Annotated in this window: 15 protein-coding genes; 6 read left to right on the top strand and 9 right to left on the bottom strand. The window is 46.3% G+C overall.

Annotated elements, in window-relative coordinates; genetic code table 11:
• Positions 1 to 42 precede the first annotated feature (42 nt).
• The 3 genes from KFF03_RS14155 to KFF03_RS14145 form a co-directional block, all read right to left on the bottom strand.
• Complete coding sequence (locus KFF03_RS14155) at positions 43 to 555, bottom strand: hypothetical protein (RefSeq protein WP_255857567.1); 513 nt, start codon at positions 553 to 555, stop codon at positions 43 to 45.
• Between the two features lie 19 nt (positions 556 to 574).
• Positions 575 to 3,439 (bottom strand): Ig-like domain-containing protein, encoded by a 2,865-nt coding sequence (locus KFF03_RS14150; RefSeq protein ID WP_255857566.1) that lies wholly within the window; start codon positions 3,437 to 3,439, stop codon positions 575 to 577.
• A 202-nt stretch (positions 3,440 to 3,641) separates the two neighbouring features.
• The gene (locus KFF03_RS14145; RefSeq protein WP_255857565.1) at positions 3,642 to 6,404 is read right to left on the bottom strand and encodes a peroxidase family protein; all 2,763 of its coding nucleotides are present in this window, start codon (positions 6,402 to 6,404) and stop codon (positions 3,642 to 3,644) included.
• A gap of 168 nt (positions 6,405 to 6,572) precedes the next feature.
• Between KFF03_RS14145 and KFF03_RS14140 the strand changes: the two genes are divergently transcribed.
• Complete coding sequence (locus KFF03_RS14140) at positions 6,573 to 8,864, top strand: LuxR C-terminal-related transcriptional regulator (protein WP_255857564.1); 2,292 nt, start codon at positions 6,573 to 6,575, stop codon at positions 8,862 to 8,864.
• Positions 8,865 to 8,920: 56 nt separating this feature from the next.
• Here the strand turns inward: KFF03_RS14140 and KFF03_RS14135 are convergent, their stop codons facing one another.
• Positions 8,921 to 9,844, bottom strand: coding sequence for an MBL fold metallo-hydrolase (locus tag KFF03_RS14135; RefSeq protein ID WP_255857563.1), 924 nt, complete (start codon positions 9,842 to 9,844; stop codon positions 8,921 to 8,923).
• Between the two features lie 30 nt (positions 9,845 to 9,874).
• On the bottom strand, positions 9,875 to 10,435 hold the full coding sequence (locus KFF03_RS14130) for a cytochrome b (RefSeq protein ID WP_255857562.1): 561 nt from the start codon (positions 10,433 to 10,435) through the stop codon (positions 9,875 to 9,877).
• A 127-nt stretch (positions 10,436 to 10,562) separates the two neighbouring features.
• Between KFF03_RS14130 and KFF03_RS14125 the strand changes: the two genes are divergently transcribed.
• Positions 10,563 to 11,462, top strand: a complete 900-nt coding sequence (locus KFF03_RS14125; protein ID WP_255857561.1) for a LysR family transcriptional regulator — start codon at positions 10,563 to 10,565, stop codon at positions 11,460 to 11,462.
• 4 nt (positions 11,463 to 11,466) lie between these two features.
• On the opposite strand, the gene KFF03_RS14120 is transcribed toward KFF03_RS14125, so the two are convergent.
• From KFF03_RS14120 to KFF03_RS14105, 4 genes are all read right to left on the bottom strand, one after another.
• Entirely contained in the window at positions 11,467 to 12,198 is a 732-nt protein-coding gene (locus KFF03_RS14120; RefSeq protein ID WP_255857560.1) for a sulfite exporter TauE/SafE family protein, read from the bottom strand.
• Between the two features lie 44 nt (positions 12,199 to 12,242).
• On the bottom strand, positions 12,243 to 12,935 hold the full coding sequence (locus KFF03_RS14115; RefSeq protein WP_255857559.1) for a pirin family protein: 693 nt from the start codon (positions 12,933 to 12,935) through the stop codon (positions 12,243 to 12,245).
• Positions 12,936 to 13,045: 110 nt separating this feature from the next.
• Positions 13,046 to 13,960 carry a LysR family transcriptional regulator gene (locus KFF03_RS14110; RefSeq protein ID WP_255857558.1) on the bottom strand — a complete coding sequence of 305 codons (915 nt, stop codon included), beginning with the start codon at positions 13,958 to 13,960 and terminating at the stop codon, positions 13,046 to 13,048.
• Positions 13,961 to 13,977: 17 nt separating this feature from the next.
• Positions 13,978 to 14,979: a glutathione S-transferase family protein gene (locus KFF03_RS14105; protein WP_255857557.1), complete on the bottom strand. Its 1,002-nt coding sequence runs from the start codon at positions 14,977 to 14,979 to the stop codon at positions 13,978 to 13,980.
• Positions 14,980 to 15,223: 244 nt separating this feature from the next.
• On the opposite strand from KFF03_RS14105, the gene KFF03_RS14100 reads away from it, so the two are divergent.
• The 4 genes from KFF03_RS14100 (at position 15,224) to KFF03_RS14085 (ending at position 20,934) form a co-directional block, all read left to right on the top strand.
• Positions 15,224 to 16,426, top strand: a complete 1,203-nt coding sequence (locus KFF03_RS14100) for a hypothetical protein (RefSeq protein ID WP_255857556.1) — start codon at positions 15,224 to 15,226, stop codon at positions 16,424 to 16,426.
• A gap of 186 nt (positions 16,427 to 16,612) precedes the next feature.
• On the top strand, positions 16,613 to 17,218 hold the full coding sequence (locus KFF03_RS14095; RefSeq protein ID WP_255857555.1) for an NAD(P)H-dependent oxidoreductase: 606 nt from the start codon (positions 16,613 to 16,615) through the stop codon (positions 17,216 to 17,218).
• The gene (locus KFF03_RS14090) at positions 17,215 to 19,119 is read left to right on the top strand and encodes a monovalent cation:proton antiporter-2 (CPA2) family protein (protein WP_255857554.1); all 1,905 of its coding nucleotides are present in this window, start codon (positions 17,215 to 17,217) and stop codon (positions 19,117 to 19,119) included. Before KFF03_RS14095 ends, KFF03_RS14090 begins: the two co-directional genes overlap by 4 nt.
• 117 nt (positions 19,120 to 19,236) lie before the next feature.
• A complete protein-coding gene (locus tag KFF03_RS14085; protein WP_255857553.1) occupies positions 19,237 to 20,934 on the top strand; it encodes a methyl-accepting chemotaxis protein in 1,698 nt (565 codons plus the stop codon).
• The last annotated feature ends 18 nt before the right edge of the window (positions 20,935 to 20,952 follow it).

Here is a 20,952-nt window from a genome sequence, read left to right as displayed (position 1 = left end):
AGGCCGCATTAAGCGGCCTTTTTATATAACACAATCCGAGCGTTACATGGCTTTATAAGGCTTAGTATTCACCTCAATTTCAGCTGCTTCTACTTGGTACTGGTTGGTTAAGGTTTTTACGGCATCCAATAAGTTAACGTCTTCCGAAAACTGCAACAGGTAAAATCCACCGCCAATGGTGATGGTTTCTGTTTGCCCAACTGTAATCTGGTCAATATTGTTATCGGTTTTAACAATGATTGAGCCGGTTACATTTCCCACAATATTAGAATTCAGCTGTTGAACTTGCAGGCCTTTTTTAACAACCACTGTGTCAGTATCAGCATTTTGAGCAGACTTTTGTGACGGAATTACGTAAGCCTTTCCATTGCTGTTAAATAAGCTGCGATCATTTTGATTAGTCGATAAAGGTGCTTGATCGCTTGTCTGCGACAAACTGGACTCAACGACCTCGGACTTTGGTGGTTTGCTAAAAGAAATTGCAGGCGCAGCATAACTTAATGAGCTGAAAGCTGTGCAAGAGACTAATAGGAATTTTGTAATATTTTTCATCATAACATCCTGATTAATAAAATTAATGTCCGTAAATTTTTAGTTCGGCTTTGGTTAGCTTGCCTGCATCGACATTGTTTGTTTCTCTGTATCTTGTTATCTGGCGGGTCGTCGCGTTATAACCGTAGAAGAAGAAGTCACCACTATTGGTATCAGTTACTTTAATTTTCCAATCACCAGAACTTGGCTCACCATAAAAAGCGTTTGATAACAGAACAGTGTTATTAAACTCCGTCGTCGTATCAATACGGTCTGCAATCAACAAACTTCTTGGCTGCTGAACAACAGATCTGGTTCCTGACGGCGATTCAACTTCAATCATAATATCGTTGTCACGTCGGTGCTCGATAGATACTTTGATTTGTACGGATTCGACAGTGATGTCCTCAGTTACTGACACGGTTTTTTCTACACCAGTATTATTTTCCGGAATGGTGACTTCACTGATATCGGCAGAAGCAATAAATGCCGTTTCTTGCAGTGGTGATAATAACTGATAGTTACTTTGCTCAGCCATTCGGACTGCAGCTTCTGCGTCTACCATGCCGAAGCCATACCAGTTATGGAAGTTATAGCCAGCATCATTTTTAACCCAACCAGGTTCTACTGTTAGTGTTTGCTGGTCGTTTTGAACGGTAATCGGTTGGAAATCATCATCAATTTTCTTTGCCGTTGATGCCAGGATATGGCGCACATCACGCCAGGTGAGTTGATCATTAGCTTGCATGACTAACGCGGCGACACCTGAAGCAACCGGAGCGGCTGATGAAGTACCGTTAAATGTAGAGGTGTAATGGCAGTCTTGGTTATCGCTGTTGCCACCATTAAAGCCGCTTTGTGATGCATTTGCATAACCACGGCCGCAACCTTCCAGGTCGGTTGTGATCATTGCCGGCGCATCTTGTCCATACTCACCACCAGGGGCGGATACCCACACGGACGACCCAATAGAGGAATATGACGATAATGGATTATCTGCATCGGCATTCAGTGCAGAAATCACAGTTTGATAAAAACTGGAAGACATAGGCTCATTGCCTGCCATAGATGCACTTAATTTAGGGCCGCTTCCATCATAGGCATATTCGGTCAAAATAACTTCAATTCCTCTGATGCCTGTTTGAATCTCACCAAATGAATTACCTGCTGCTTTAACAAATAAAACACCACGGTCGTTATTATTGCTCAATGTATTTTGGTAGTGCGCTTCTTCAGCTTGTGTTCCCAGCTCTTCAAAGCTCAACGGCGCAATGGGAGTTGCACCATAACTTTCGTTAATAATATGGGCATCATTACTTTTGCTTCCGCCCTGGGCTTCAATCCACTGAGAAAACTGCTGTGTTTCCAGCCAGTTGAAACCCATCAGATTAGCGTCTGGAGCAACACCACGGCCACCTTTACCGTTGAAGCCTTCTGCAGCGATTAACCCGGCAACAGAAGTTCCGTGGTCACCACCAACGGTCGCTGGTGTCGGGTCAGCATCATCATTTTTAAAATCGTAAGAGCGGCCTGCCAAAACGTTGTTAACCAAATCTTCGTGAGCAATTTCAAGTCCACTATCTACAACAGCGATATTAATGATATCTGCGGTTTTGCCAGCATGATGAAGGCTACCGATATTAATATCGTGGCCAGCTGTGCCACCCGTGTTCGAAAAAGCAGTCTGTGCAATGTTATGCATATGCCATTGTTGTGAATACAGAGGGTCAGTATTGGCGGTAAAATAAAGTGAGCCGGTATTGGTGAGTGTCCCATCGGAAACTTCTAGTTCTATCTCAATCGGACTTTTGATAGTCGATTCATTTTTAAAGCTGTACTGTCCATTAGCCTGGATAGTGAAACTTACTTGAGAAGGCAAGCTACCTGTCAGACTGAAAGTCAGGTCGTCCTGATCTGCATCAGTTGCTGACACTGAACCACTGATATCTGTATTAAGATCAGCAGTGACAGGGACTAACTGATTAAATTCGGGTGCGTCATTTACGGGGTTAATTGTAATTTGTATGTCAGTGATGGCCGATAAATCACCATCACTAACTGCAATGAAGGCCTGATCATTGCCGTTTGCATTCAGGTCAGGGATGTAAGTGATCATTCCTGAATTAGAAATATCAATTGTCCCTTTATTCGTTTGAGTGACCACTGAATATGTTAAATCAGAGTTTTCAGCATCGGATGCCTGTAGTTGAAGAGTGCTGCTGGTATCTTCATCCAGGTTTATTGTTAATGGTGTATCAGCTAACTCTGGGGCATCATTTACCGGATTAATGGTAATCAGAATCTCAGCCTGTACCAAATCCTCTCCATCGCTAATTGCAATAGTGGCTGTATCGTTACCATTTTCATTTTCATTGGGGGTATAGGTAACATTGCCTTGGCTGTTCAGGTCGAATATCCCTTTACTAGCTGGCGTAATCAGGGAGTAGCTGAGTGATTCACCTTCTACGTCTGAAGCGATAAGGCTAGTGCTGATTGGTGTATCTTCATTCAGAGTTAAAGAAGCTGAGTTCTCATGGAGAACAGGCAGGTCATTAACGGATAAAACGTCAATGGAAAAAACAGCGGAAGACGTCTGCTGTCCATCCGAAACTGATACGGTTAATTGATCATCACCATGGTAGTTCTCTGAGGGTGTATAAGTCAGTAAGCCCAGAGATGAGATACTGACATCACCATGGATGGGGTCGCTTTGGATCGCGAATGTCAGATTATCACCGTCTGCATCCGATGCGCTTACCGTATGGTTCAGTGTGCTGTCTTCGCGGGTATTCAGAGAATCACCGGTGATGTTTGGTGCATTGTTTGACGGTGTTTCACCGCCACCACCACCGCCACCGCCACCACAGGCAGATAACGATGCGATCGATAAAGCCAACAGGCTCCGCATGAGTGTGATCTTATACATATAAGTCCCTTTACTGATAGGTTTGATTACGGAGTCGGATTCTCTACGAAATTGGAATGACTATCAATAAAAAAACATACTACTTATCTGGTTAATACTGACCATAAAAAAGCCGCGTTTGCATCAGCAAACGCGGCTTGGTTTTTTAATGTGTGTACTTACTTACGACACACTACTGTTGTTATCAACGGTCTTCGTAACGTTGGTGTTTAAAGAACACACCGCCATCACCAAAGGCAGAGGTCGTCATGTCGGAGGTCAGACGAATGGTGCCTACCTTAACGGCACTGTCACGACGTTGCTTGGCATACTTCTTATTCCAGTAGCTGAACCAGCTGGTGCGAATGGTTTTATCGGTTGCATACACATCGTACAGCGCTGTACCGGCTGTCAGTGTGGTCAGGTCATCACGGAAATCATGCGCTGAACTGCTGAAGCGGTTGCTGACTTCGCTGCGGGGAACAAAATAAATCTGAGTCGGTGCTTTAGCCGAGCCCTCATCATCCCCGTTAGCGCGGGTTGCCGCCAGGTTTTCGGTCATCAGGCGCGTTGGCTTGCGGCTGACGAGAGAGAACAGGGCTGTGCTGCCCAGGGTGTCGTTGGCTTCCGCCGAGACGTACTGTGACAGTTCGTTGGCGAAGAAGTCATGGTTATCGCCCTGGCCCGACAGGGTATACAGTGCCGACACATTGCGTGACTCTTTGCCGTCAATAAAGGTCTTCCACGCCAGGCCAGGTGCAAAGCCACGATCCGCCGGATCACCGGTGACCGATAAGCGCAGCAGGCCACATTCGGCTCCTTTAAAGATGCCGGTATAAGGGTGGCCGTTACTGGCTTCAAAAGCGACGGTGGCCATTGCACCATAAGGATGGATGGGTTTTTCATAACCCAGCGGGGCAACGTCACTATCACGTTTTACTTTTTTCCATAATACGGCATCGATCAGACCACCAATATCAACGGGTTCCAGAGCAGGGCGCTCACCGTCATCATACTGGCTCGGAATAACACCGTTCTGCCACAATAAGGTTTGTTTGTCGCACGCTGCCATACTCTGGTAGTTATCCGGAATTTTAAGTCCCCAGGGCTTAAACGCATTGTCGATACCCGTGAGGCTGACTTTTAATTCCGGGAAATGACGTTCCAATACATGTTTCATATCGTTGTCTTCTACCCAGTCGATACCTTCCTGAGTGTAAATTTCAGCGCGATAATCCGACGTGTAAAAACGATCCGTCATTAAGCGGCGTGATGCGTTAAGAATAAAAATCTGGAACGCGGTTTCACCAAAAGCAAAGCCTTCTGGGCGAACCGTTTCGGCTAACTGACCAACCAAAGCGTCGATCTGCTCGATATCATTGTTATAAATGCGTTTCAGCTGAGACAGGGTTTCTGCATCACTGGTTAAATCTTCAAATTTCGTAATAGGATTCAAACCAATCTGACGGCGGAACTCATTATAGCGAGGCACGCCACGCTCACGGTCGCGAAGAATATCAATGGTGGCTAAATCAATATCATCCGAAAAAGGAATGCTCAGGTTGCGCAGAAATTCCGGATAATTATGCAGCGTTAATGAACCCGGGTACGTGGTACCAAAGGAATACCACAAACGTTCACCACCTTCGTCATCGAGAATTTCTTCGGCCTCGCCATCACGGGTATCCATCATATCGATGCGACGAGCAACTTCATTAGAACCAATGTCATACACTTCCACGTCATCACGCAATAGCGGATGCATGCGGTATACCGCGGTAAATTCTTCGGTCAGTGTGTAATCGGTACCAGCATTATAGGCTTCACGTGTACCAACTAAGCCACCTAAGGCAAAGTCGATAAAGTTAGGATCGTCGAGCTTGTCGGCCAGATCCGGACGTTTAATCAATAAGGCTTTCAGGAGCGGTGAACCGGTCAGGCCACTGGACAGGCCATCAAGAATTTTTTGTACTTCATCGCGGCTCTCACGGCTGTCTGTTAAGCCATACCAGTTTGAGCGCATCGCGCGTTCTGTCACCGGGTTCGCAATAATAGCTGGCGTCCATTCAATGGTATGAATTTTGGCCATCAGGGCAGCATTAATCAGACGTGCTTTATCGTATAACCATTGGTCACTGCGGCCTGGGTTATTGGCCTTCAGCATGTCAGCAATGGCGTTGTGTTCCAGAGTAAACAACTGGTGCAACATCGACAAACCTAACCACCAGTTTTTATTAAACCCTGTCACGGGTACACCACTCCAGTATTCGGTGGGTAAGGTGCCATCAGCGTCTAATGCTAATTTACCGTCTACAAAAGAACGGATTTTGTCATTAGTCGCTTTATCACTGCCGTAAATCTGAGAGCCATCCCACCAGTGGGTATTGGTATTGCGATACGTCGCAGGCAGTGTGGCATCTTCTTCCGGGGTACGGTCTGTATCGGCCAGAGTACGTTTGACACTCATCACTCCAGGACCTTGTGGGTCGTCGGCCGGACGCGTCACTAAAATGGGGTTGTTGTCTTCACCATCACCATGATCAACCCAGTCATGCACCATAAACTGAATCCAGGCGGCGGCAATAAAGTTAACACTCGTGGCCGGTTTAAATTCCTGGCGCGCCATTAATACGTTAGAGACTTCGCGAGGGTTCGGCTCCAGCAGTGTATCGGCTTCGGTTTCTCCGTAAGCGGCCTCCAGTGCAACGTTACGGCCAAAACGGCGATTAACAGAACCTTCGGCTGGGTTGTCCAGAATATTACAGGTACCGTCTTCTGTACGTGCTCCGAGGCTACGTTCATCACAAACAATGGTGTTGTTCAGTGACGACAGATTTTCGGTTGCAATCAGATTGTTGTCCTGAAGTTGTTGTCGTTCAAAGGCAAGAATTAATAAGCCTGCGACAACCCCGAGGCTGCCGCCAGCCTTAGCTAGGGTTGGCCAGGTGACCCAAACGGAAGTGCTCATGCGTGATCCTCTTATCTTTATTATTGAGTGGGCTGAGCAGGCTAAAAGAAAGCGTTATGAGTTACTCCCCCCCTCAGGGAGGGGGAGGGGGGATCGGTATTTAAGGAGGGGTGTGCTAAATTCATGGCAACACATGATTAAAAAACAATAAAAAAAGTGTGGCTAAGGATGAAAGAGACAATCACCACGATGGATAACGCCGGTGCAAAAGCCTCAGTGACGCTGATGGTTGCCGCTCCGGGCTTTGGAAAAACCGCTGAATTACAAAAAGCCATTGCTGACTGGAATTTAGAATCAGCCCGGGCAACTGCAATTATTCAGTGTGATGCTTGCGATACTGTTGAATCTATTATTATTAAAATTGATGAGCAGTGGAAACCGGCGAGTGACTCTGGCATTGGTTCCCGGGCTCTGTTTCTTGATAATACGCACCATCTGGAAATATCAGTCGAAAGCCAGCTGCTACGCCGTCTTATTCATGCGATGAAGCCTACTGATTATTTATGGGTTGCTTCACGAAGAATGCCCGACTTGCCCTTGCTGCAGTGGCAAAACAGTCATCAGATTCGCCTCATACAGGAAGCCGAATTAGTCAGCAATACTGAAGGTTGCTGGCCTTTGGTTTATGGCATGAGAAAAAATAACTGGCACCAGGCCGCACTGCATTCACAGATCAATCAATATTTACAGCAAGAGTTCATGCTTGCGTTGTCTGACGAAGAAATCCGGTTTTTGTCGCAATTAGCCTGGTTTGAAGAGCTGACTCCGGCATTATGGAAGCGCCTTAATATTTCAGCTGTTAGTTTATTTGATGTATGGCAGAAATATCGTTTTATATATCCGGCAGGAGCCGACTCTGAAACCTTTGTCTGGGTCGATGAGGTCAGAATATTTATATTGCAATATTATCCTCTTAATCCGGCAGGAAAAAAAAGCCTGCTTGTTAATGCCAGTGATTATTGGCTGAGAAACGGCTGCTTCCAGTTATTGATTGATACCTTGTATGACGATAGTGAAGCCTACCTGCATGATAATGGCATTATTATTCCACTGGTGATTGCACTGATCTTTACCCGGAGATTTCATCAGGCCCGTTTTGTACTGGAACAGATTTCGGTAACACAAAAAGACATCTTCATAACCGATGATACCATCCTGGTGCTCACCCGGATTCTGGCTTTGTTCTCAGCCGATGAAAATGATCCGGTATATCATGAGGACGTGCCAGAGGTCGTGACATCTGATAATGATGTCATTCATTCGTTATCCATGCTGCTATCGATCTATCAGGATTTTTATCACGGATGCCTCGATGAGGCAGCAAGACAAGCGCGGGATGCGTTGTCTTATATGAATGAGCATCAACAATTCTATCTTACCAGTCTGACCGAAATGTTATTAATCGCCTGTGATAAGTATCGCGGTTATACCCTGCAGGCATCGCAACAGCTTGAGCTGGCTTATCATAATAAAAAACAAGAACCACATGACCCGGCCTGGCAAAACTATGCCGCCGGAATTGTCGTTTTATCGTATGAAAAAAATGACATTGGGCGAGCCCGGGAGTTGTGTGAAAAAGTCATTCCTCATGTTAATCAGGCTTGTTCCACAGAAGTGATCGTCCACTTTTATATTTATTACTCACGACTACTGACGTTATCCGGAGAACATGAAAAAAGTTTTGAGTACCTGGTCCGGTTACAGCGATTTTTATCGTTAGGACATTACCCCAGGTATCAGGGGAAACTCGTGGTTGAAAGAATGCGTCAGTCAGTAATGAAAGATGATCAGAAGTCCATGCGTTATCTGCATGAAAAATTTGACCTGGCTTGTGTTGAGTCCGTTAAAGTGAATGAGATGCGGCTGGATGTTCGTGATTATTTGTCTCAGGCTAAAGCGATGCAGCTGGTTTATGATCAGCAATGTGATGCGGCTATTGCCTTGCTGGTACCCTTACGGGATATTTTGCTGAAACATGACTATCAAGTGCGTGCACTCGTTGCCGAAGCTCAGATTATTGTTGCTTATGCGCATAAAGGAGAAGCCGGGTTGGCGGCAGAGAAACTGATCGAAGCCGTTATCTTTTATGGCTGGTCGTTGTTCAATCGAACGTTATTTGATGAAGTCCCTGGTATTACTCCAGTATTAATGTCGTTGATTCAGGAGGGACGACTGCGTCCGGATAAACACTACCTTGGACGTTATCAGGATATCTTAACTGCGCAGGACAATACCGAAAGTCCCTGTATGAGTGAAAAACTTCAATTGCTGACTCTCAAAGAGCGAGAAGTACTGTTTGCATTGACCAATGGCCAGAGTAATCAAGATATCGCAAATCGGTTGGGCATTGCTGCAACAACGATTAAATGGCATTTAAAAAATATCTACCGCAAGCTAGAAGTAGAAAACCGCGCTGCGGCCATTGCCATGGTTTACCAGAATAAGCAGGGGTTGGTTTAGTGAATAATGCCCAGCTGCTGGGCATTATTCGTTTTAAGTAAACGATTTAAATTGTATCACCAACCCATATGATAATATGCCCAGACTCGCTCAATATTCATTGGTAGCCATTTATCATAAGAGCGCCAATGCTCATACTTAGGTAGTTTGATGGTTTGGCGGAGTTTATCCGGGCTGTGTACACCATTATCCATGGCCGTTTTTACGGCTGTCATTAAATCTTCAATATATTCTCTTTGTTCCGTGATCACCGAGGCCGAGTCAATCGCCGGTTGTGTTTCAGGCCCATGTGCCGCAATAACGTAATCGATATCGAGTTGTTCCAGTTCTTTCAGGGTTCGTACCCATTCATCTGGCCAGAAATCCGGCATGTTACGGAAGGCAACCCGACGTGGTGTCACGATATCAACAACAAATAAGATTTTTTCTTGTGGGAAGCGCATCACAATCAGGCTGTTGCCATGGTTGGGGCCAAAGTATTCCAATTGTAGTGTTCTTCCTCCTAAAGTTAAGGTGTAGTTTTTATCAAAGGTGATATCAGGCATTGGAATTGCCGTGTTGGGATGGTCTTTTAACTCTTTTAATAAATTGCTGTGGCCAATATAGGTGGCTCCTTCTTCTTGGTATACGGTACCTCCTGAAATATGGTCGTGATGGTTGTGGCTATACACAACATATTTTACCGGTTTATCGGTGCGTTTACGGATTTCAGCCTGCATCAGCTTGGCCGCTTTGGGGTTTATCGGATCGGCAGCAATAACGCCTTCATCAGTAATCACAAAAAAGCTGCGATACACCCACCAGCGGAATACATAAATTCCATTACCAATAGGTTTAACACTGTGCCCCCAGGTCTCACCTCCAATGGGGTCATTAATTGCGGCCTCGAATGTTTGAGATGAGGTGGCTGTTTGCGCAACTGCCATCACACTCAACAATAATCCAATAATAAATAGGGTTTGTTGAAAGTATCTTTTCATGATTGCTTGCTCCTTCTTCAGATATTTAAATTAATTACGTGGCTTTATAATGGGTAACATTCGCGGTAAGACATCGGCTTCTGGACTATCCAGAAAACGGTGTTTAAGGGCGCCGGCGATATGTGCAAAAAGGGCTATCAGCAAGCAATAAACCAAGATGATATGAGCTTGTTTTGCGAGCATCCCTAGTTCAGGGTCTTCGGAGAACAACACTGGCAAGGGTAGTACGCCAAACAAACTGACTGAATGGCCAAACAGATTGCTCATCGCGTAACCGCTTAAGGGGATGGCGAACATTAAAAGATAGAGCGTGACGGTGATTGTTTGGGATAACCCTTTCTCCCAACGATTTAACACCGTTGGGAGCTCTGGACCACGGCTGATACGACTCCAGATAACCCGGATAATGGCCAGTTGCATAAATATCACTCCAAATGACTTATGCAGCCCAATGAGCTGGAACTTGGCAGGGTCTGTTTTATCCAGGCCCGTCATATAACTTCCCAGTGTGATTAAACTGATGGCTGTTAAAGCCATAAACCAGTGCAAGGTGATGGCGACTGTATCGTAGGTTTTAGCGGCTGCGTTCATAGGCATCTCTCCTCGTGCTCTCTCTTTGTTTTAGTGTCGGCGCCCTCCGATTAGATAAGCTTATTGTTTTTAAGAGGCGTCATATATAAGCTCTGAGTTGATTAATTGTTCACTGTCAGGTTCTAATTTGAATATTCTGATGCTTATGGAGACTTTTTCTGTGGTGGTTGAGACGGGCAGTTTTACCGCCGCTGCAGAAAAACTGGGTTTATCAAAATCATTTGTCAGTAAACAGGTGTCGCTGCTGGAGCAGGACTTAGGGGCTCGTTTGTTATACCGAACAACGCGCAAACTCAGTCTGTCTGAAGAAGGCAGTCAGTTTTACAATCATTGCCAACTGATCATGCAGGAAGCAGAAAGCGCTCGTGCTGAGTTGCTCGATAGTCATAGCTCTCCTAAGGGTAAGATTCGCATGACCTTGCCACAAAGCCTGATTATTTCTGGCTTGGGTGTCATATTGATCCGATTCCAGCAGCGCTACCCGGATATTGAACTCGAAGTCATCGCCAGTGGGCGTGTAGAAGACCTGGTTGAGTCAGGTATTGATATTGCGATACGAGTTGGGCAGCTCGAAGATTCTAGCCTGATGTCGAAGCGATTAGCGGATTGCCGTTTTCAGGTAGTGGCAGCTCCACAATATATTGAACGTTTTGGTGAACCCGCTCAGCCTGCGGATCTGCTGAATCATAATTGCTTAATTTATGGTGACTCTAAGGTAAACAAAGGCTGGCCTTTCCGTTCATTCAGCGGTGAAGTCTTGACCGTAAAAACAAAAGGAAATCTAATCAGCAATGATGGTCACCTCATTGTCGAAAGCATGTTAAATAGCCTCGGAATTGGTTTTGGCCCCGACTTTTTATTTGCCCGTTACGTTGCTGAGGGAAAGTTAAAACCTTTGCTTGAGGAATATTCGTCGCCGCCGACTATGATTTCAGCGCTCTACCCAATGAATCGGAATTTACCTCGTCGAGTCAGAATACTGATTGATTACCTGGCCGATCATCTAGATGGCTCGAATGGTGAATGAACCACTACAACTTCACCAATAAACTCACACCGGATATCAGCAACATCCCCCGGCACATCCGCATAAAATTATCCTGAGAAATCAGTTTTTGAATACGGTATCCCAGGCTGACACCGATTAAAGCAAAAGGAATCAGGGCCATACTGGTCAGCAGCAGCTCGGTGCTCCAGCTGTTATTGAGGGTGTAAGGCACTAACTTGCTGAAATTAATCATGGCGAAAAAGATAGCCGCCTGCCCCAACCATTGTTGTTTCTCCAGTTTTTGCGCCAGAAAATAAATACTGATCGGCGGGCCTCCGGCATGTAATAAGGTGCTGGTAATGCCTGCGAATGTACCCCAGATCATGGCCGACCCTGGCAGTTTGGCAAGTATCGGTGCCAGCTGATCCCATAACGCAAAGCTGATGCAGAGGATTGCCAGAATCAGCTGCAGGCTTTCGGTAGGAAGCGACCCCATGGCACTGCCCGCGATAACAACACCCAATAATCCGGCGATGACGATGGTGGCAATTGAACGATAATTTTTGATGGCATGGCGATACAAACTGATGGTGCGTACATCCATAATCAGCAACAGTGGCAACATCAGCGCCGCTGCTTCCGGAATGGAAATCACTAAAGCCAATAACGGAACTGCAACCACTCCGGCTCCTCCAGCCAGGCCGGACTTAGAAATCCCGGTGAAAATGACACCAATAATGGCTAAGAGCCAGAAGAGTGGGTCGCTACTTAACATCGTTAGCGTTTTCCTGCTGTTAAGGACACGTTCAAATGAATACGTTAATCATTAGTGGGTAAGTCAAACCACAATGCAACCACAGGCTCTTTGGCATCCAGTTGTAGCGATTCTTTAAAGGCTCCCATGGCATTACCAGCGCGCAGTGTGTTGTCGTTAATGGTTACTTCGCCTTCAATCAGGTGAAAGTAACCCGGGCGCTGTCTGGTATCCAATTGCAGAGATTCACCAGCCGCTAACGCGATGCGATAAAGGCTGGCATCCTGCTGCATGGATAATGAACCGTCACGACCATCGGGTGTTACCAGTGGCGTCAGTGCTCCTCGTTGTTCTATCTTTTGTTGCTGGTAACCCGGTGTGATCCCGAGTTTGTTGGGTTGAATCCAGATCTGCAGAAAACGCAGGCGTTCCGTTTTTGAGTGGTTAAACTCTGAGTGAGTAACGCCGGTGCCCGCACTCATGCGCTGCACTTCGCCAGCGGGTACCACGTAGCTGTGCCCCAGGCTGTCTTTGTGTTCGATGGCTCCTTCGAGTATGTACGAAATAATTTCCATATCTCGATGGCCATGGGTATCAAAACCCGCCCCTGGTGAAACGATGTCATCATTGATCACGCGTAGTGCGGAAAATCCCATGTGTTTAGGGTCGTAATAATGGCCAAAAGAAAATGAGTGTTGACTGTCGAGCCAGCCAAAGTTTGCGCGGCCACGTTCGTTACCAGGACGAAAATACAACATAATAAATACCTCTCAGAATGAATACTATTTATAGTATTGGCACTGACCCGGATAAAAAATTGCAAAGAATTGAGCGGTTTGTTCGCAAATTTCGATTGTTGTCAGTAGCCTCAGTTTTCAGACGTGGGCATATCCAGAGTTAATAACCGCAGCTCACCAATAAATTCACGGGCTGCCGGGCCAACCTGATCTTTGTCCTGATAATTCAGATAAAAACTGGCACTGCGAAAAGCCCCTTCGGTTAATGGCAAACGTTTTAACAAACCTTGTTCTAAGACATCGTTAACCAAAGGAAAAGGCAACCAGGCAAAGCCCAGATTCTGGCTGATTAAATCGAATGAGGCGCGCAAACTCCCTACCGTCCAGCGTTGTTCAGAGCCTTGCCAGCCAGCCGTGCGTTGATTCTCACTGGCGCGTTTTTCGACAGAAGAATCGCGGGTAATAATCTGACGATAAGACTTTAAGTCTTCGTAGCTGAGTGGGCGATCAAACTGATGCAGAGGATGATCTTTATGCGCAACGGCGACAAATTCCAATGTGCAGATTTCTTCGTTAAGGCCGGATGGCATCTGGAAGCCGGATAAACCAATATCTGCTTCACGATTTTGAATCAGTTCATTGGTGCCCGACAGTACCGTATCAATAATATCGATACGGATTTGTGGAAATAACGACGACACTTTTTCCAGTGCCTGATACACAATGGTTTGCGGAAAGGCGCCATCAACAGCAATGCGTAATTCCGATTCCACCCCGGAGCTGACCGATTCTGCGACAGCTTCAATCCGTGATACTTCGTCGAGTAAATATTCCCCCCGGCGTAGCAGCAGTTTCCCTGCTTCGGTCAGTACGGTTTTTCGTCCCTCGACTTCAAACAGCTTTACGCCCAGTGATTCTTCCAGTTTGCTCACGGCATGGTGAATACTGGATTGGCTTTTATGCACGGTACTGGCTGCCTGGTTAAAGCCGCCAGCGTCAACAACGGCTTTGAACATGCGCCACTGTTCGAGTGTGGTTTTCTGCATCAAAGTGTCCTGCTGCTTTAATTCGGAAAAAGTTCAGCCCGATTATGAGGCGAAAAATAATTAATATCCGGGCCAAGTGGTATCACCTGAGTTGGATTAATCATGGTGTGGCTGAAATAGTAATGGCGTTTGATGTGATAAAAATCCACCGTTTCTGATACGTCTGGCCACTGATAGAGTTCGCGCACATAGTTAGAAATATGCGGATAGTCCTCCAGCCGCTGACGATTGGTTTTGAAATGACCGTGATACACCGCATCAAAGCGGATTAAGGTCGTGAATAAACGCCAGTCGGCTTCGGTTATCTGATTACCGGCCAGGTAGCGTTGCTTGCTGAGAGTGTCTTCAACCTGATCCAGCGCTGCAAACAATTGCTGGTAAGCACTTTCGTAAGCTTCTTGAGTGGTAGCAAAACCACAACGATAAACACCGTTATTAATGCTGTTGTAAATTAATTTATTCAGTTCATCGGTTTTTGAGCGTAAAGCGACAGGATAAAAATCCTGGGTATCACCGGTGATGTCATTAAAAGCCGAATTAAACATACGGATAATTTCAGATGATTCGTTACTGACGATGCGATTCTGCTGTTTATCCCATAACACTGGCACAGTCACCCGCCCGCTGTAATCGGATTTATGGCGGGTATAAATCTGATGCATATAATCCAAGCCGAATAACGCATCACCTGTGCTGCCCTTAGCTGGGTCGTCAACCTGTTGTGTAAAGCTCCAGCCCTGATCCAACATATCCGGGGCAACAACGGAGACACTGATATGCGCTTCCAGCTGTTTTAATTTACGAAAAATTAAGGTGCGATGAGCCCAGGGGCAAGCCAGTGATACATACAGGTGATAACGCCCTGACTCAGCCTGGAATCCGGCTTCACCGCTTGGGCCTGCTTCGCCGTTACTGGTGACCCAGTTACGCAATTGTGCTGCTTCGCGCTGAAAAGCACCGCCGGATGTTTTGGTTTCGTACCATTGGTCGTGCCACTGACCATTCACTAACAGTCCCATAGGAGCCTCATCTAACTGGATAAATAGTGTGGTTATTCGTCGTTGATTACCAGTTTACTGATGTTATCTAGAATGAATATAGCAAATAAACGAGCGATTCATTCGTAAAAATAGAATGTTTATTGCGGGTCTTGTTTGTAAGGTTTTTTGGTCGCTCGCTTTGCTGTGGATTTTAACTGGATTGATATATGATGCGCCGCGCCAGACACCTGGCGTTTAATTCATTACATGGAGTAAGTGTAAAATGGCGAATCGTACGAAGTTAGCCTTGTTGGCAAGCCCGGTTTTAATCAGCGCTTGTGGGCAAGACGTTAATCCAGAATGGGAAACGTACTTTTCGACCTCGGATAATAAAAATAATATCGAATGGTTGAACCACGTTATTGCTGATAATAATGATGATTTGATTTTGGCGGGTAGTGTTGTCATTACCGGAGTTAACCGTAATCAGAACTCGTTATTGGCGAAATTTGATCAAAACGGAAATAAGATCTGGGATCGCACCTTTGATTTTAAATCCAACCCTCAGGCGTCCAAATCGGATGACTCGGTTGTTGATGTTGTTACTGATAATAATGGCAATATTTATGCGCTGGGCCAGACGATTGAAACCGTCAACGGGGATGCGGAATTTTCTTCTTTTATTATTAAAACCAATCAGGATGGTGATCTGATTTGGCAACAGTCGATCAGTGCTGCTCAGGATAGTTTTGATATCGAGCTGAAAGATAACGCCTTATTTGTTACCGGCCTGGCAACTCAGAAGTTATCTCTGGATGGTGAAGTCCTGTTGAGCATCGATCACTCGGATCGAAACTGGGATGTTGAGATTGATGACCTGGGTAATATTTATGTCGCTGGTCGAACCGGTGTCAGCCAGTACAGCAGCACTGGCGAGCTGGTATGGTCTCAGCCAACCACCGACAGTAACCTGAGCTATCGCGTTAACATCGAACTGGATGAATACAATAATGCGATTTTATTGGCACAGTCTGATCTGAATACCAATACACAATATATTCGCAGCTATTCATTATTCGGTGAGTCGAACTGGAGTAAATCCGTTTCGATTGGCGGTTCGAATGAGCTCGTGGGTCATCCGGCGATTGTGGTGAGCAATAATCAATATTGGTTTGCGTTATCGGATAGCAGTGAGAGAACGGTACTCAGCCTGACCGTGAATGGCGCGCAGAACTGGCGTTTTGAAGACGCTCAAGGGCCAATTCAGGCGATGGCTCGACTGGCTAACGGTAATATTGCGATCACTGGTGCTGGTAAAAGTGCTCTGCTGGGTAGCCGCGGTGATGTTGTGGCCACCAATACAGCTCAGTATTCTGGCAGCACAACCTCAGGTAGTTTGGTCGTTGATGGCAATCAAATGTTTGTGGGTACGTCGGTATCCACGCCAAATGGCATTGATATTCATCTGGCTAAGTTCGAGCAATAATCCGCACTGTGTCTGTTAACAGGCCTAAACATTCGCAGGGGTTATGCCTCTGCGAATGATCTGACTGACGTAATGATCAGGATAGTACTCCCAAAAGCGTTCAAAATGGATTTGAACACTGACACCGGATAGACTCCAGTCTCTTCTCCCTCCTTAACCTTTTTTCTTTTGCTCTGAGGAAGTGTTATGAGCCGCAAGGTATTGGTGCTGTATGCCCATCCGTCGCAACACCGGTCGGAAGTAAATCAGCCGATGTTTGATGCTGCACGTGATATTACGGGTGTCACTTTGGTCGATTTGTATCAACAATATCCAACTTACCAGATTGATATTGAGCGTGAACAACAACGTTTGCTTGAGCACGATGTGGTGGTGTTTCAGTTTCCATTGTACTGGTACTCAACTCCTTCGATTTTAAAAGAGTGGCAAGATCTTGTGCTGGAATATGGCTTTGCTTATGGCAATGAGGGTACAGCATTGCAGGGGAAACAATTTATTTGTGCAATCAGTGCTGGTGGGGCTGAACAAGCATACAAAATGGAGGGATATAATCATTATCCGCTCGAAGATTTATTACGTCCTATTGAACAGATGGCGGGTATAACCGGGATGAAGTATTTGCCACCGTTGGCTCTGTTTGGTGCCAGAACGGCAGTGGAAGAAGGGCGTATGTCACAACATATTGAGCGTTGGAAAACCTTGCTGACTTTGTTGCAAGAAGGGGCGTTAGATACTCAGAGCTGCGACGACCTGATCGCGTTACTTGATCAGCAAGCCGGAGAAGCTAAATGACGGGTTACTTTATTCAGGCCTTTATTTTTCTGTTTGCCGCAGTGGTAATGGTGCCATTGGCTAAACGTCTGGGGTTAGGTTCGGTGCTGGGTTATTTAATTGCCGGCGTTATTATTGGCCCGGTAACCGGTCTGGTGGGGCAGGAAACGAACACCATTCAGCATTTCGCTGAGTTTGGTGTGGTAATGATGCTATTTCTGGTGGGGCTGGAATTGCAGCCTGCAATGTTATGGCAAATGCGTCACAAATTATTAGGCTTAGGTGGTTTACAGGTTGGCTTAACCACTCTGGCGGTAACGGGCATTACGCTGTTGCTGGGACAGAGCTGGAGCATTGCGCTGGCTATTGGTTTGATTTTTTCTTTGTCTTCTACCGCCATTGTTTTGCAGACCTTTAATGAAAAAGGCCTGACAAAAACCGAAGGCGGTAACAGTGCTTTTTCAGTGCTGTTATTCCAGGATATTGCTGTCATTCCTATGTTGGCATTAATGCCACTGTTGGCGTTACCTGAGCTGCAGTCGGTTGGTTCAGCTGCGGCAGACCATCACGAAGAAATCAGTTTAGTGGCGCATTTACCTGGGTGGGCAACGGGTTTGGTGGTGTTAGGTACCATTGTTGGCTTAGTGCTGGCAGGCCATTATTTAAGTCGCCCACTGTTTCGTTATGTGGCTGATTCCGGATTGCGTGAAGCTTTTATTGCGGCGGCATTAATGCTGGTGATTGGTATTGCCGCGTTAATGGGGCTGGTGGGGTTATCTCCGGCACTCGGAACCTTCCTCGCTGGTGTGGTGTTATCCAACAGCGAATTCCGTCATGAATTAGAAGCCAATATCGAACCGTTTAAAGGTTTATTGCTGGGGCTGTTTTTTATTACCGTGGGCGCTGGTGTGAATTTCACCGTGTTGGGCGACAATTTCACCACCATCATTGCGTTGACGCTGGGTTTAATGTTGTTAAAAGCCGCGGTGTTATTTGTTCTCGCACTGATATTTAAAGTGCATGCCGGAGATCGCTGGTTATTTACCTTAAGCCTGGCCCAGGCGGGTGAATTTGGTTTTGTGTTACTGACCTACGCAGTTAGCCATAGTGTGTTGCCCACCGAGTTAGCTCAGCTGTTATCTCTGGTGGTTGCGTTATCGATGTTTCTGACACCTGCGTTATTTATTGTATTGGAGAAAGTCATCTTTCCGCGTTACGAACAGCAACAACAGCAGCGCGATATGGACGATATTGACGAACAGGGCAGTGTGATTATTGCCGGGATCGGACGTTTTGGACAGATCGTGAACCGGTTGCTGGTGGCCAATGGCGTGCCGACCGTGGTACTTGACCATCAGGCCGCCCAGGTTGACCGACTGCGCTCTATCAATATCAAAAGTTTTTATGGTGATGCCACACGGACAGATTTATTACATTCGGCAGGAATAGAAGACGCTAAATTACTGGTAGTGGCTATCGATGATAAGGATCGTGCTCTAGCGCTGGTTAAACAGGTGAAACATGAATTTCCACACGTTGGTATTCTCGCCCGTGCTTATGACCGTGGCCACCATTACGAGCTGAAAGATGCGGGTGCGGATTATGTGATTAGTGAAACTTATCCGTCTGCTCTGCAGTTGGGTGGAGAAGCGTTGCAGCGTCTGGGGTATCACCCGTTCCGTGCCGAGCAAATCAAGCAGCGCTTCAGCAAGCTGGAAAAACAGCACTTTGAATCGTTATTTTCCAGCTGGCTTCATGAAGGTGAGGCGCGTGACTTCAGCGACCATTACCGCTCTTTATTCTTGCAATTAGAAAGTAAGATTCTGACCGCGATGAAGCAGGAAAGCGAAGATACACGTAGCGATGAAGAGAGAGGCTGGACGCCACCACCTAAAACGTATCAGGATGATTTCAACCGTTGATTTGAAAAATGGTGTACATGGACGTCTTTCAGACACTTTCCGGATCTTGGCTATACTGAATTCCATCGTGATTATTCATCGTGCAGCGTGATACCGCAGCCGTTATGGGGTTGATTCGTGGAATTTCTGTCAAAAAGTATTGTTTGGAAGCTGGTACTGCCAATTATTGGCTTTTTTCTGCTGGTATTGGCGGCGCTGATGTTCTTTTTACCAACAGTGCTGCATTCCAACACCGCTGAAGTTGTCGTGGCAGATGCTGTTGATAATGCCAAACAGCTGAAACGGTTACGCACCTATTACTCCACTAATATTCTTCAGTCGGTCGTCTCAGACAGCGATATTTCGGCTTCAACTCAGCATAAACAACAAAAGGGGGTGATCCCGGTTCCGGCTACTTTCCTGCATGATGTCAGTCAGGAGATGAGTGACGAGAATACCCAGTTTGCTTTTTATAGTCCGTACCCATTTGCAAATCGCAGTAGCCGCCAGATGGATGAGTTTGGCCGTAATGCCTGGGCTTATCTGAATGATAACCCGGATGCGGCTTACGCTGAGATGATTGAGCGTGATGGGCAGCAGTTTATGCGGGTTGGGGTGGCCGACCATCTCAGTGCTGAATCCTGTGTAGCGTGCCACAACAGTCATCCGGGTTCCCCAAAGCGTGATTGGCAACTGGGACAGGTACGCGGCGTGTTGGAAATGACCGTGAATATTGATGAACAATATAATAAAGACAATAACCTGGTAGGTATCATCGCTGCTATTTTGTGTCTTTTGCTGGTGGCTGTGCTTGCGGTGGTTAGCTTCAGTTTCTCGCGTTTTATTAAAAGTAAGGTGTGTCAGATAACCAAAGCGGTTGATCGCGTGGTTGGCGGTGATTTAAGTGTGGAGTTAAAACAGGGTAAATCACAGGATGAATTATCGGTGATTATGGCTTCCTTTAACCGCTTAACGCATCAATACCATCAAACTGTAGAGCTGATCAGTGCCTCATCTCTGACGTTGCAGGATAAAGCCAACGCCTTACACGACATCACTTTGCGTACCCGTGATGGCAGCCAACAGCAATTCCAGCTCACTGCCGATACCGAAACATCGATGGTTCAGATGTTGGATACTGTGCAGCAGGTCGTTGATAGTTCATCACATGCCACCGATATTGCGGTGGCGACCGAAGCGGTATCGGCTCAGGGAAAACAAGTGGTGGATGATTCCGTGGTGGTGATTAAGGAGATGTCGGAGCAAGCGGAGCAATCGACACAAATTATTCATCAGCTGCAGGAAAACGTAGAACAAATTGGCGATATGTCATCGGTAATTGGTTCCATTGCCGAACAAACCAATTTGTTAGCGCTTAACGCCGCCATTGAAGCTGCCCGAGCTGGTGAGCAAGGGCGTGGCTTTGCCGTGGTGGCCGATGAAGTGCGTTCTCTGGCGAGTAAAACCAAAGATTCTACCGATAAGATTGATCAAATTCTGACGGACCTGAAAGGCACAACTGGGGTGATGGTTGAGTCGATGGAGCTGACCAATGACAAAGCTACAAATGCGGTTATTCAAATTCAGAATACCGAAGAATCGCTGTCATCCATTAGTCAGCAGGTGGCTGAAATTACTCAGGCGAACCAGCAGATTAAACAATCAACCGACGCTCAGGTTGCGGTATCGGATACGGTGAACGGTAATATTTCACGGATTGCGGATATCTCCAAAGCAGTCTCCGGTGGTGCCGAAGACATTGCTCAGAGCACGGAAGCGTTGAATGAAATCTCGCGTCAGATGTCTGAGCAGTGTCGTCACTTCACGTTAAAATAGCAACCAGGGCCTGTTAAC

Origin of the sequence: Bacterioplanoides sp. SCSIO 12839, assembly GCF_024397975.1 — a bacterium.
GTDB lineage: Bacteria > Pseudomonadota > Gammaproteobacteria > Pseudomonadales > Oceanobacteraceae > Bacterioplanoides.
Note: the sequence above shows the minus strand (reverse complement) of the source record. Positions and strands in the feature narration are given on the sequence as shown.

Excerpts from the sequence above, each read along its gene's own strand:
- KFF03_RS14105 (WP_255857557.1), bottom strand. The coding sequence starts at position 14,979 with ATGGGACTGTTAGTGAATGGTCAGTGGCACGACCAATGGTACGAAACC.
- KFF03_RS14090 (WP_255857554.1), top strand. The coding sequence starts at position 17,215 with ATGACGGGTTACTTTATTCAGGCCTTTATTTTTCTGTTTGCCGCAGTG.
- KFF03_RS14120 (WP_255857560.1), bottom strand. The coding sequence starts at position 12,198 with ATGTTAAGTAGCGACCCACTCTTCTGGCTCTTAGCCATTATTGGTGTC.
- KFF03_RS14130 (WP_255857562.1), bottom strand. The coding sequence starts at position 10,435 with ATGAACGCAGCCGCTAAAACCTACGATACAGTCGCCATCACCTTGCAC.
- KFF03_RS14145 (WP_255857565.1), bottom strand. The coding sequence starts at position 6,404 with ATGAGCACTTCCGTTTGGGTCACCTGGCCAACCCTAGCTAAGGCTGGC.
- KFF03_RS14135 (WP_255857563.1), bottom strand. The coding sequence starts at position 9,844 with ATGAAAAGATACTTTCAACAAACCCTATTTATTATTGGATTATTGTTG.
- KFF03_RS14095 (WP_255857555.1), top strand. The coding sequence starts at position 16,613 with ATGAGCCGCAAGGTATTGGTGCTGTATGCCCATCCGTCGCAACACCGG.
- KFF03_RS14115 (WP_255857559.1), bottom strand. The coding sequence starts at position 12,935 with ATGTTGTATTTTCGTCCTGGTAACGAACGTGGCCGCGCAAACTTTGGC.
- KFF03_RS14155 (WP_255857567.1), bottom strand. The coding sequence starts at position 555 with ATGATGAAAAATATTACAAAATTCCTATTAGTCTCTTGCACAGCTTTC.
- KFF03_RS14150 (WP_255857566.1), bottom strand. The coding sequence starts at position 3,439 with ATGCGGAGCCTGTTGGCTTTATCGATCGCATCGTTATCTGCCTGTGGT.
- KFF03_RS14140 (WP_255857564.1), top strand. The coding sequence starts at position 6,573 with ATGAAAGAGACAATCACCACGATGGATAACGCCGGTGCAAAAGCCTCA.
- KFF03_RS14100 (WP_255857556.1), top strand. The coding sequence starts at position 15,224 with ATGGCGAATCGTACGAAGTTAGCCTTGTTGGCAAGCCCGGTTTTAATC.
- KFF03_RS14110 (WP_255857558.1), bottom strand. The coding sequence starts at position 13,960 with ATGCAGAAAACCACACTCGAACAGTGGCGCATGTTCAAAGCCGTTGTT.